Genomic DNA, 11,029 nt, shown 5'->3' on the forward strand with positions numbered 1-11,029 from the left:
TTCGGTGCGGAACGACGTGGCGAAGTACGACGCGTTCATCTCCTACAACCACGCCGCGGACGGGTCGCTCGGACCCGCGGTGCGCGACGGCCTGCACCGGTTCGCCCGGCCCTGGCTGCGGCCGCGCGCGGTGCGGGTGTTCTGCGACCGGCGCAGCCTGCCCGCGTCGGAGGGGCTGTGGCCGAGCATCGAGGAGGCGCTCGACTCGTCCCGGTGCCTGGTCCTGCTGGCGTCACCGGGGTCCGCGCAGTCGGTGTGGGTGCGCCGCGAGGTCGAGCACTGGCTGCGGTACGAGCCCCGCCGGCCGATCCTGATCGTGCTCACCGGCGGCGACGTCGTCTGGGGCGACGGGGACTTCGACTGGGAGCGGACCACGGCGCTGCCGGAGGTGCTGCGCGGCCACTTCACCGAGGAACCGTCGTGGATCAACCTCAGCGGCGCCCCCGACCTGCGCAGCCCCGAGTTCCTCGACGCGATGGCCACGCTGTCGGCGGCGTTGCAGGGCCGCGACAAGGACGAGCTGATCGGCGAGGACGTCGAGCAGCACCGCACCGCACGGCGGTTCCGCCGCTTCTCGGTCACCGGGCTGGTGGTGCTCACCGTGCTGGCCCTCGTAGCGGCCGGCGTCGCGTTCGTGCAGCGGTCCACGGCCGTTGACCAGCGCAACACCGCCCTGGCCGACCGGTTGGTGGCCGAGGCGGCGACCATCCGGGACTCCCAGCCGGGCCTCGCCCGCCAGCTGATCGCCGCGGCGCACCACCTGAAACCCACACCGCAGGTGGCGTCGGCGGTGGTCGCCGGCCGGGAGATCGCCCGCGAGGTGCACGCCGAGGTCAGCGCGCTGACCCACAGCCCCGACGGCCGCCTGCTCGCACTGGCGAGGTCGGGCAGCGCGAAGGTGGGCCCGCACCCCGAGGTCATCTCGCACATCTGGCTCTACGACACGGAAACCCTGACCTTGCAGGCCGAGTGGTCGCTGGACACGAGGCGCGCGATCTCCTCCGTCGCGATCGACCGCGACACCGGGCTGCTGGCCGTCGCGCACGCAGAAGAGGTGCAGCTGTGGGACATCGGCAACCCCCGCGCACCGTCGAAGGCAGGTGTCCTCTCCGGTCACCGGGACACCGTGACGTCCGTCGGCTTCTCCCCGGACGGCAAGGTCGTCGCGAGCGCGGCCGACGACGGCACGCTGCGGCTGTGGGACGCGGCGTCGCGGACCGAGCTGTCCCGGCAGCAGGTCGAGACCGAGGACCCGCTGCGGTTCGACGTGCGCTTCCCGGTGACCGGCACCGTGCTCGCCACGATGTCCGGCGGCTACGAGTCGACCGTGCGCCTGTGGGACGTCGCCGACCCGCGCGCACCCCGCCGGCTCGCTGAGATCGGTGCCGTGCAGCGGTTCGACCTCTCCCCGGACGGCAAGCGGGTGGTCGTGCGCGCCGAGACCGAGGTGCGCGTCTCGGCCGCCGACGGCAGCAACCCCGTTGTCCTGCACCGACCCGGTGGCACCGACCGGGTCGAGCACGTCGCTTTCGGTGCACGCGACCAGGTCGCCGCCGTGGGCACCGACGGGCTCGTCGAGATCTGGGACGTGGCCGGGCCGTCCGCGCTCGTCGCGGAGCTGCCGATGCCGGACTGGGACTCCCGCAACTCCGACGCGGTGCAGTTCAGCCCCGACGGCACTGCCATCGCGGTCGCCTCCGCGGGCGCCAACGCCGGATCTCGCGGCGAAGGCTCGGCGTTGGGCGGCACGGTCCGCCTCTGGCACACCGCAGACCCCCGTGAACGCCGTGCCGCGACGGCGTTGGCAGGCCACGCCGGCAAGGTCACCGGCCTGGCCGTCAGTGCCGACGGCCGGATGCTCGCCGGTGTCGGCGGCGAGACCCTGCACCTGTGGGACGTCACCGACCCGCTGCGGCCGAAGCTCCTCGCCACCCGGCCCGCGCTGCAGGACACCGCAGTGGGGTTCAGCCGGGACGGCCACTACCTCGCGACCGCTGACGAGGACGCAGTCCAGGTGCTCGACCTGCGCGACGACCTGGCACCACTGCGCCGATGGCCGGGCATGGCCACGGCGACCGACATCGCGTTCAGCCCCGACAGCCGCACGTTCGCCGTCAACGGTCTCTTCGACGCCGTGCGGCTCCACGACGTCGGGCAGGACCGGGTCACCCGGCTGCCGCTGGTGGCCTGGGCGGTCGCGTTCCTGTCCGACCAGCGCGTCGCGGCCGCCGGGTTCAACTCCACGGAACTGGAGCTGTGGGACCTGACCAGGCGGCAGTCCGTCTCCTCCGCCGCCGGTCACACGTACCAGATCCAGCAGGTCGTCACGAGCAGGGACAACTCCGTCGTCGCCACGGCCGCCCGTGACGGTTCCCTGCGGATCTGGCGCCTCGACGGCGACGTGTTCGTGCCTAGGGCCGTGCTTGCCGACACCGGTGACCTCAACGCCGTCGCGGTGAGCCCAGACGGTTCCCGCGTCGCCACCATCGGCCGCGACCGCACCATCCGCGTCTACGACCTCGCCGACGACGCGCTCACCCCGGCGCTGATCTTCCACCTCGGCGGGAACGCCACCGCCGAGGTCGCCTTCGTGGGCAACGACAAGCTCGCCCTGCCGACCGAGCACGGCGCTGTCGGCATCTGGGACCTCGACATGCCCTCGGCGTTGCGCGGCCTGTGCACCGGCGTGGGCGAGCCGATGTCCGAGACGCAGTGGCGCCGGCTGATGCCGGACGACCTGCCCTACCGGCAGCCCTGCTGATCCCTGCGGATCAGCCGGTGTTCACCCCGCCGACGCCTCACCCGTTCACACTGCGCGCCTCCCGACCTCTCCGAGGAGGACCAGTGGTCCGGTTGTGCACAGGCCTGGTGGCCTTGCTGTTGCTGGTGACGGCCGCGCCCGCCGCGGCGGCGGCACCGGCGCGTTTCCAGCGCTTCGACACGATGCCGGTGTTCCGCAACAGCTCCGCGGCCGAGCACACCGCCGCCGAGATCGCCGCCGCCACCGCGGACGGCGCCCTCGTCGTCTACACCGACTCGCCCGCGCGCCGGATCGGGTTCGCCAAGCCAGGTCGCGGGATCACCCCGGACGGCGTCCTGCCGATGCCGGGCGAGCCCACGTCGGTCGACGTCGTCGGCACCCTCGCGCTCGTCGCCGTGAACACCTCGAAGTCGTACACCGAGCCGTCCGGCGTGCTGGTCGTCGTCGACCTGGCGCGGCGCACGGTCGTGGCCACCCACGAGCTCGGCGGCCAGCCCGACTCGATCGACATCTCGAAGGACGGCCGGTACGCCGCCATCGCGATCGAGAACGAGCGCGACGAGGACCTCGACGATGGCGAGATCCCGCAGCTGCCCGCTGGTTTCCTCACCGTCGTCGACCTGGTCGGCGCCCCGGCGGCGTGGAAGCTGCGCAAGGTTGAGCTGACCGGTCTCGCCGAGGTCGCCCCGTCCGACCCCGAGCCCGAGTACGTGAGCATCAACGGCCGCAACGAGGTGGCCGTGACGTTGCAGGAGAACAACCACATCGCGGTCGTCGGCCTGCGCTCCGGCCGGGTCCTGCGCCACTTCTCCGCGGGCACCGCCACCGTCGCCGGCGTCGACACCGAGAACGATGGCCGCATCTCGCCCACCGAGACCATCACCGCCGCCCGTGAACCGGACGCCGTCGCGTGGCTCGACGACAACACTCTCGCGACCGCCGACGAGGGTGACTACCGCGGCGGCTCCCGCACGTGGACGATCTTCGACGCCGGCACCGGCCAGGTCGTCTTCTCCTCCGGCAACGCCCTCGACCGGATCGCGATCAGGCAGGGCCAGTACCCGGACGGCCGCTCCGACAACAAGGGCGTCGAACCGGAGGGCCTGGCCGTGGCCACGTTCGGCCGCGACCGGTACGCGTTCGTGGGCCTGGAACGCGCCAACCTCGTCGCCGTCTACGACGTCAACAACCCCCGCGAACCCCGCTTCCTGCAAGCCCTTCCGACCGGTGTCGCCCCGGAGGGCCTGCTGCCGATCCCCGCGACCGGCACCCTCGTGGTCGCCGCGGAGGAGGACTCGGACGGCATCCGCTCGTCCCTGACCGGCTACCGGCTGACCCGCACCCCGCTCGCCGTCTCGCTGGCCCACAACCGGGGCACCCCGTCGATCGTCTCCGACGGCATCGGCTTCGGCGCCCTGTCCGGCCTCTCCGGCATCCCCGGCAACGCGTGCGACGTGGTCGCCGTGACCGACTCCGCGTACACCCCGACCCGCGTCCTGACGATCGACACCCTCGCCGTTCCGGCCCGCGTCCGCCGGGAGCTCGTGCTGACGAAGGACGGTGTCGCCGCCGGCTACGACGGCGAGGGCATCGCCGCTCGTGCCGGTGGCGGCTACTGGCTCGCCGTGGAGGGCGACGGCAAGAAGTCGCCGAACCTGCTGGTGGAGGTCGCCGCCTCCGGTGCCGTGGTGCGCGAGGTCCCGTTGCCCGCCGCCGTGGCCGCCACGGCGACGGGCAACGGCTTCGAAGGCGTGACGGCCATCGGCACCGGCTCCTCCGAACAGGTCTGGCTCGCCGTCCAACGCGAATGGAAGGCCGACCGGCCCGGCCAGGCCACCCTCGCCCGCTACACCCCGGCCACCGGCGAGTGGGCGTTCGCGGCCTACCCGCTGGACGCCGCGTCACCCGGCACGTGGATCGGCCTGTCCGAGGTGACCGCGCTGGACCCCCGCACGCTGCTGGTGCTGGAACGCGACAACCAGCGCGGCGACGCGGCACGGGTGAAGAAGGTCTACCGCGTCGACATCGGCCGCCTCACCCCCGCGGCCGCCGGCGCACCCAAGCCGGTGGTGTCGAAGACGCTGGTCCGCGACCTGCTGCCGGCACTCGCGGCCGACGGTGCCGCGGTGCACGACAAGCCCGAAGGCCTCGCGGTGGTCGGGACGTGGCCGTTGCGGCGGCTGGTCGGCGTGGTGGACAACGACGGGGTGGACGACGCTCCGGGCGAGTCGGTGTTCCTGCGGCTCGGCCGCGTCTGAGCGTTCGCGCACGTGGCAGAAGGGCCGTCACCGGGTGCGGTGACGGCCCTTCCGCGTTCAACGCCGCGGGTCAGGCCGCCGGCAGCGGAGTCCCGTGGACCACGACCGGTCCGAGCTCGATCGAACCGAGGTCGAGTGCCCACCACGTGGCGCCCGCCAGCAGCGCGATGACGGCCAGCGTGACCAGGAACCTCAGCAGCGCCGACCAGCTCCTCGTCAGCCGGTGCACCAGGGCCGGCCATGAGGTGGGGTCCTTCTCGTCATTCTTCTTCGTCGCCATCGGTTCCTCCCTGGCCGAACAGCCCCGTTCTGACACCTCAACTGAATACACGAATAAGCAGCTCACGCCTACTTCTGAAAGCGCTTGGGCAACGGGTGCGGAATGTTGCCGAAATCTTCTGCACAACTGATGGACAACTTCGTTCCGCGCTCGGCAACTTGGTGAGAAGTTGTGTTCGAGATCGGCAAGTTCTCGGCAACTTCGCGCAGTCGTGACCAGTTCACGCCCACTTCCCTGACCACTTTTCGGACACCGGCCGAGTGGAACAGGTGTCGCCGAGTGGATCGTGCGAAGATCGGCTAGGATTTCGCTCCCCACCGGCCTTCGCGTGTTCGCCGAGGAGTTCTCGATGGCGGTTCTCACCGAGTCGTCCCTGCACAAGAAGCTGGGTTTGCGCGGCCAGGGCATCGCCCACGTCCGGCAGACCACGCTCGGGGCGTCGTTGCACATCGATCCGGACGACGACGACTTCGTCGTGCTCGTCAAGCTGCACTGGCACGTCGGCCGGGCGATCGATGCCCTGCCCTACGACACCGTGGCCCGCGAGGTGCTCCGGTACGCGTGCAACATCCCCCGTGACGCCGAGATGAACCCGCTGAACTGCCGTGATCGCCTCCTGCTGCTCGAACAGCGCAAACGCGGGCAGCAGCAGCGCGGCTGGGCCAGGAACACCCACCAGACGAAGCTGGCCGAGCGCGTGAAGGAGATTTGGGCGCAGCTGCAGCGCACGCCCAAGCCGCCGATGCCGGAGGAGCTGGTCGAGTCGGAGGTCCGCGCCGAGCGCCTGTATGCGAAGTCCGGCGTCGCCGGAATCAGAATTGAAGTTCCGGCGGACATCGTCGATGATTTGCTGTGGGACGCGAACACAGCGGCTGTGAAGGGAATCGAACGGCTGCTCCCGCGGATGGAGCTGTTCTTCGAGGTCGGGTCGTCCGGTTGCCTGGTGACCGTCAGAACGGAACGCCACGAGCAGCTGCCGGTTTTCACGAGCCGGGAGCGGTTCGAGGAGTTCACCGACCCTTCCCGGAGGTGGGGGAGGGAGCCGGGGCGGGTGCTGCTGGAACTGCTGGAGCCCTATCCCGAAGTCGGTTTGTCGCTGAACCCGATCCTCGGCGGACATCGGCACCTGCACTGGACGGGACAGGACGTCGCACGACTCAGGAACGAAATGCGGAACAAGGAGGCCTGAGGTGAACGGGTTCTCGGTCGACCTCGGTGAGCTGGACGCGGCGGGGCGGCAGTTCCGCGGCCTCGCGGACGACGTGCGCGGCCACGTCGCGTGGAAGTTCGGTGTGGACACCGAACGCTGGCCCGACGACGACCCGCTGCGCGCCGCGGTCGACGTCTACCAGCGGAGCCTGATCGCGGCGAGGGACCGCCTGTGCGCGCGCACCGACCGCGTGGCGGCGCTCTTGCAGGAGACCGCGGACAACTACCGCAGGCTGGACGACGTCGTCGCCCAGCGGCTCAGCTCGGTGAGAGCAGGTGACGCGCTTGATCGAGGGAACTCCGGGCTCGTCTGACGGCGAGGAGACCGCCGGGCACGGCCGGCCCGTTGGCCCGGGGGTTCCGGAGCAGGCGCCGGGAAGCCCGAGCAGGCTCCGCCTCGTCGCCGAGTCGAGCGCGGCCCAGCGCGAGCCGCTGGAGGACGCCGCCGAACGCGTCCGGGGCATCGACACCACGCACTGGTCGAGCGCGGCGCGGGATGGCTACCTCCGCCGCCGCGACGAGCTGGCCGGGCAGTGGCGTGCCGCGCTGGACGTCCACAGGGCGGTCAGCGAACGGATCGGCGAGCACAGCACGTTCGTCCACGAGCTCCGGCACCTCTGGGCGGCCTACGACAAAGATGAAGACCAGCAGCGGCATTTGCAGGCGCTGCACGACACCAAGGCCGCCGAGCTCAAGCAGTTCCTCGTGGAGCAGGCGGAGAAGCTCGACCGGCTGGCCCTCGCGCCGGACCCGGTCGGCGTGCCGGACGAGGCGGACCACCCCGCTCAGCCACCGGAAGCACCGCCGAGCGCCGAGCACGAGGAGCCGGGGAGCGAGGAGCAGGAAGAACCCGCGGAGCCGGATGAGGCACCCGACGACGCGGCGCAGGACGACCCGGCGGCGGACGACGGGCCGGTGGCGACGTTCGGGCAGCAGCTCAGAGAACGCGAACTGCTCACCCGGCAGCTGCACGACGGCAACCGGGTCGAGCGCATCCCCTACGACGGGCTGGTCACGTGAGCGGCCGGCCCGCTCCGGTCGTGCGGTGCTACGCCGGGTTCTCCGCGACGGCGAGGTAGTCCGTGTAGATCTGCGGCGAGCCCGAGAACGAGGCCAGCTGCTTCCACTCCTCGTACATCTGCTTGGTGTCGCGGTGGGCGGCCGCGAACTCCGCGGCCTCGCCGGTGGCGATGTCGGGCTCGGGGTAGAAGACGTCCAGCGCGTCGAGGCTCGCGATCTCCATCATCATCACGTACTGGTCGAGGCGGTTGCCCCGCTCGCCCTTGAGCACGTGGAACCGCCAGTCCGGGTAGTCGTCGATCCGGTGGTGGTTCTCGGCGATGAAGCGGTCGAACACCTCCTCGGTCACGCCGGCGCGCAACGCCAGGTTGTGGATCCCGACGACCCTGGCGACGGGCTCCTCGCCGGGGCGGTCGCGGTAGCGGGGGCCGGGCGTGACGGTGCTCCGCGGGTTGTCGGCCAGCAGCCGGTAGTCGGTGAACAACGTCGGCAGTTCGCCGTACGTGCCCAGCCGCCGCCACCGCGCCAGCACGGCCTCCGCCTCGGGGTGCCGCGCCCAGAACTGCCGCGCCTGCTCGGTCTGCTCACCCCTGGCCGTGACGTAGCGGTCGCGCTGCTCGGCGCTCTCGATCTCGTACAACATCAGGTACTGCCCGGTCCGCTCTCCGCGCAACCCGCGCAACAGCGTCCACCGCCACCCCGGGTACAGGGGCAGGTGAACGCCCTCAGCACGCACGAAGGCCTCGAACTCCTCCGGCGTGACACCGGCCTCCGTGTCGATGGCGATGTACTGGAACGTGAACACCGACGAGCGTGTCATTGCGTCCAATCCTCGGGCCGGCAAGGGGAACGCGCGTCCGACGAGCACGACTCCCCGCACCACATCCTGCCAGTTCCCGGGCAACGGGAGGCGGTGCTGAGCCGCGGAGATGTGCTTGAGGCCAGCATCATCACGGCGGCAGCCACTGCCGTCCACGGTTCGGGCGTCAGCATGGTGCACCGGTCCGGGCAGCGCCTGCTCGGCTTTGCCTCGGTTACAGTGTGGGTGCAGGGTCGTTGATCGGCCTGTCCACTCGCTTCGTCACCTCCGCGGTCTGCATGCGCTCGGTCGCGGCTCCGCAGCGATCTGAGGAAGAAGACGGGTCAGCATGGTGGTCACCACGTCAGAGGGTACGCATTTGCTGTCCGGAGCCCTTGAGCGTTACGTGTTCAAGGTCGCCGAGGTGCTCTCCGTGCCGCGCGACGGTGTCAGCTTCGAGGTCACCGACACCGCCACGGCCTACATCGCGCTGGGCTGCCGTGCGGTGGCACATCCGAACCGCGATGTCATGCTCGTCTGGAGTGCGACGCAGGGATGGGCGGTGTCGATCGAGACCGGTCCCACGGAGCCGTTGATCGTGCTCGCCCGGCTTGCCGGCGACGTCGTGCAGGCTCCCGAGGCGGTGGCCGGGCTGGTGGCCGAGTCCATGACGCGGCCCGGTGGCGGTCGGTTGCCGGTGCCGGCAGCTCGGCCGCTGGGCTGGTCGGACCTCGCCGAGTGCATGGCGCGCTACGCGCCCTGACGCTGCACGACTGCGACCCGGAGTTCGCGCCGAATGGTGGGTCACGGTTTTGGGAACAAACCACTGTTTTCAGTCGATCACTCCGGATCGCCGTCGCCGACCCGCTTCACGACGACGTGGTGGGTGAATCCACTGTGGACTTCGTGGAGGCCGGTGCGCTGAACCCGCGCCATCGCCACACCCGCGTCGTGCCGCCCGCCGATCTGTCCGCACTGCACTGGAGCGTGCTGGGCGACGATCGCGGTGACACTCCACCAGGACGACGTCGTCGGTGTGCTCAGCGGTTCGAGGACGGGAAGCGGCCGTCCGGGCTGCCGAGCCCGACCAGGTCCGTGTACTGGTCCTGCCACGACCGTTCGGTCGCCAGCAAATCGGCGAGCCGCTGCACCCAGTTGTCGTCCACGGTCCGAGGAGCACCCGTCGCCAGGTGGCCGGCCGTCTCCTTGCGTGCCTTGAGCCATTCGGACAACGTGGGTTCCAGCGCGGGGCCGCCTTGTTCTTCCGGCATGGCTCACGACACTGCGCGTGATGCGTGCACGTGTCCGGGTTCGTTCGGCCGGTCCTCGCTCGCTGCGCCATCGCTCGACGATGCTCAGCAGCGCCGTGACCAGCGCGAACAAAAATGGGAACAAGATCGCCAGCTACGGCTGACCTTGTTCCCGTCTTCGTGGTGCCCCCGGCAGGATTCGAACCTGCGCACCCGCCTCCGGAGGGCGGTGCTCTATCCCCTGAGCTACGGGGGCGCTACCAACACGGAAGATCCTAGCGCACGCCCGCACCACCCCTGCGCACCCACCCCCCATGAACTCCCGTCGGGTGGTGTCCGTCACGTCCGTCCCAGGTCAGGAATACGCCGGATTGCACTCATGCGCATGTCGCTATATGTTCCGAACATGGGTCACGGGCATGGGCACGGATCGGCGTCCGCGAGTGGGCGGCACGCCGGCAGGCTGTGGGTCGCGTTCGGGATCGGCGCGGTCTTCATGGTGGTGGAGTTCGTCGTGGGGTTCGCGACGTCCTCGCTGGCGCTCATCTCCGATGCCGCCCACATGCTCACCGACGTGCTCGGGGTCGGGATGGCGCTCGCGGCGATCATGGTGGCGCGCAGGGCCAAGGCGGGGAAGAACCGCACGTTCGGGTTCTACCGGGCCGAGGTGCTCGCGGCGCTGGCCAACGCGGTGCTGCTGTTCGGCGTGGCCGGGTACGTGATCTACGAGGCCGTGGGGCGGTTCCAGGACCCGCCGGCGGTGGCGGGGTGGCCGGTGCTCATCGCGGCGAGCCTCGGTCTTGCGGCCAACCTCGTGTCCTTCAGCGTGCTCAGGGAGGGCGCGAAGGAGAGCATCAACGTCCGGGGCGCCTACCTGGAGGTGCTGGCGGACCTCATCGGGTCGGTCGGTGTGCTGGTCAGCGCGCTGGTCACCATCACGACCGGGTGGAGGTACGCCGACCCGATCATGGGTGTGCTGATCGGCGTGTGGGTGCTGCCGCGGACGTACTCGCTGGCCAAGAACGCGCTGCACATCCTGTTCCAGCACGCGCCGGAGCGGTTGGACGTCACCGAGGTGCAGGCGGCGCTGGCTCAGCTGCCCGGGGTGGTCGAAGCGCACGACCTGCACGTGTGGACGCTCACCAGCGGCATGGAGGTGGCCTCGGCGCACCTCACGACGGCCGAGGACGCCGATCACGAGGACGTCCTCAAGGCCGCGCAGGTGCTCCTCAAGACCGAGTACCACATCGAGCACGCCACGCTGCAGGTCGAGGGCGGCTCGTCAGCGCAGCGGTGCCGCGAGCTTTCCTGGTGAGCTGACCGGCAGGGAGCGCACGAAGTCCTTCGTCGATGCGATGCCGGTTCGTGACGGAACGGGCCTGCGCTGTTCGGGTACCGAAACCCACGTCCTGCCTTGGGCGAACGGCACCACAGCGACCTCCCCAGTAACAC

Annotated in this window: 10 protein-coding genes and 1 tRNA gene; 7 read left to right on the forward strand and 4 right to left on the reverse strand. The window is 70.6% G+C overall.

The features are described from left to right. Window positions 1-4: 4 nt before the first annotated feature. Together AB0A63_RS24495 and AB0A63_RS24500 are read left to right on the forward strand one after the other, a co-directional pair. On the forward strand, window positions 5-2,761 hold the full coding sequence (locus AB0A63_RS24495; RefSeq protein ID WP_360395471.1) for a TIR domain-containing protein: 2,757 nt from the start codon (window positions 5-7) through the stop codon (window positions 2,759-2,761). 107 nt (window positions 2,762-2,868) lie between these two features. Continuing rightward, window positions 2,869-5,019, forward strand: coding sequence for an esterase-like activity of phytase family protein (locus AB0A63_RS24500; protein ID WP_360395473.1), 2,151 nt, complete (start codon window positions 2,869-2,871; stop codon window positions 5,017-5,019). A 70-nt stretch (window positions 5,020-5,089) separates the two neighbouring features. On the opposite strand, the gene AB0A63_RS24505 is transcribed toward AB0A63_RS24500, so the two are convergent. After that, window positions 5,090-5,299 carry a hypothetical protein gene (locus tag AB0A63_RS24505; RefSeq protein ID WP_360395475.1) on the reverse strand — a complete coding sequence of 70 codons (210 nt, stop codon included), beginning with the start codon at window positions 5,297-5,299 and terminating at the stop codon, window positions 5,090-5,092. A 349-nt stretch (window positions 5,300-5,648) separates the two neighbouring features. Here AB0A63_RS24505 and AB0A63_RS24510 point away from each other — a divergent pair, with 349 nt between their 5' ends. From AB0A63_RS24510 to AB0A63_RS24520, 3 genes are read left to right on the forward strand one after another with little or no spacing between them, the layout of a single operon-like run. Further along, window positions 5,649-6,488, forward strand: coding sequence for a hypothetical protein (locus AB0A63_RS24510; RefSeq protein WP_360395476.1), 840 nt, complete (start codon window positions 5,649-5,651; stop codon window positions 6,486-6,488). 1 nt (window position 6,489) lies between these two features. Further along, window positions 6,490-6,822 carry a hypothetical protein gene (locus AB0A63_RS24515; RefSeq protein ID WP_360395478.1) on the forward strand — a complete coding sequence of 111 codons (333 nt, stop codon included), beginning with the start codon at window positions 6,490-6,492 and terminating at the stop codon, window positions 6,820-6,822. After that, complete coding sequence (locus tag AB0A63_RS24520) at window positions 6,794-7,528, forward strand: hypothetical protein (RefSeq protein WP_360395480.1); 735 nt, start codon at window positions 6,794-6,796, stop codon at window positions 7,526-7,528. The genes AB0A63_RS24515 and AB0A63_RS24520 overlap by 29 nt, the downstream gene beginning before the upstream one ends. A 28-nt stretch (window positions 7,529-7,556) precedes the next feature. Here AB0A63_RS24520 and AB0A63_RS24525 read toward each other — a convergent pair whose 3' ends face one another. After that, a complete protein-coding gene (locus AB0A63_RS24525) occupies window positions 7,557-8,348 on the reverse strand; it encodes a hypothetical protein (RefSeq protein ID WP_360395482.1) in 792 nt (263 codons plus the stop codon). 328 nt (window positions 8,349-8,676) lie between these two features. On the opposite strand from AB0A63_RS24525, the gene AB0A63_RS24530 reads away from it, so the two are divergent. Continuing rightward, entirely contained in the window at window positions 8,677-9,090 is a 414-nt protein-coding gene (locus AB0A63_RS24530) for a DUF6292 family protein (protein WP_360395483.1), read from the forward strand. Window positions 9,091-9,367: 277 nt separating this feature from the next. Here AB0A63_RS24530 and AB0A63_RS24535 read toward each other — a convergent pair whose 3' ends face one another. Together AB0A63_RS24535 and AB0A63_RS24540 are read right to left on the reverse strand one after the other, a co-directional pair. Beyond that, window positions 9,368-9,598 (reverse strand): hypothetical protein, encoded by a 231-nt coding sequence (locus tag AB0A63_RS24535; protein ID WP_360395485.1) that lies wholly within the window; start codon window positions 9,596-9,598, stop codon window positions 9,368-9,370. 160 nt (window positions 9,599-9,758) lie between these two features. Continuing rightward, window positions 9,759-9,833 (reverse strand) — tRNA-Arg (locus AB0A63_RS24540). A 150-nt stretch (window positions 9,834-9,983) separates the two neighbouring features. On the opposite strand from AB0A63_RS24540, the gene AB0A63_RS24545 reads away from it, so the two are divergent. Then, window positions 9,984-10,892, forward strand: a complete 909-nt coding sequence (locus AB0A63_RS24545; RefSeq protein WP_360395487.1) for a cation diffusion facilitator family transporter — start codon at window positions 9,984-9,986, stop codon at window positions 10,890-10,892. Window positions 10,893-11,029: the final 137 nt, after the last annotated feature.

The sequence above is a fragment of the Lentzea sp. NPDC042327 genome, assembly GCF_040647275.1.
GTDB lineage: Bacteria > Actinomycetota > Actinomycetes > Mycobacteriales > Pseudonocardiaceae > Lentzea.

Bases quoted from the DNA above. Each gene is read 5' to 3' on its own strand.
- AB0A63_RS24510 (WP_360395476.1), top strand. From the start codon at position 5,649: ATGGCGGTTCTCACCGAGTCGTCCCTGCACAAGAAGCTGGGTTTGCGC.
- AB0A63_RS24530 (WP_360395483.1), top strand. From the start codon at position 8,677: ATGGTGGTCACCACGTCAGAGGGTACGCATTTGCTGTCCGGAGCCCTT.
- AB0A63_RS24505 (WP_360395475.1), bottom strand. From the start codon at position 5,299: ATGGCGACGAAGAAGAATGACGAGAAGGACCCCACCTCATGGCCGGCC.
- AB0A63_RS24545 (WP_360395487.1), top strand. From the start codon at position 9,984: ATGGGTCACGGGCATGGGCACGGATCGGCGTCCGCGAGTGGGCGGCAC.
- AB0A63_RS24535 (WP_360395485.1), bottom strand. From the start codon at position 9,598: ATGCCGGAAGAACAAGGCGGCCCCGCGCTGGAACCCACGTTGTCCGAA.
- AB0A63_RS24525 (WP_360395482.1), bottom strand. From the start codon at position 8,348: ATGACACGCTCGTCGGTGTTCACGTTCCAGTACATCGCCATCGACACG.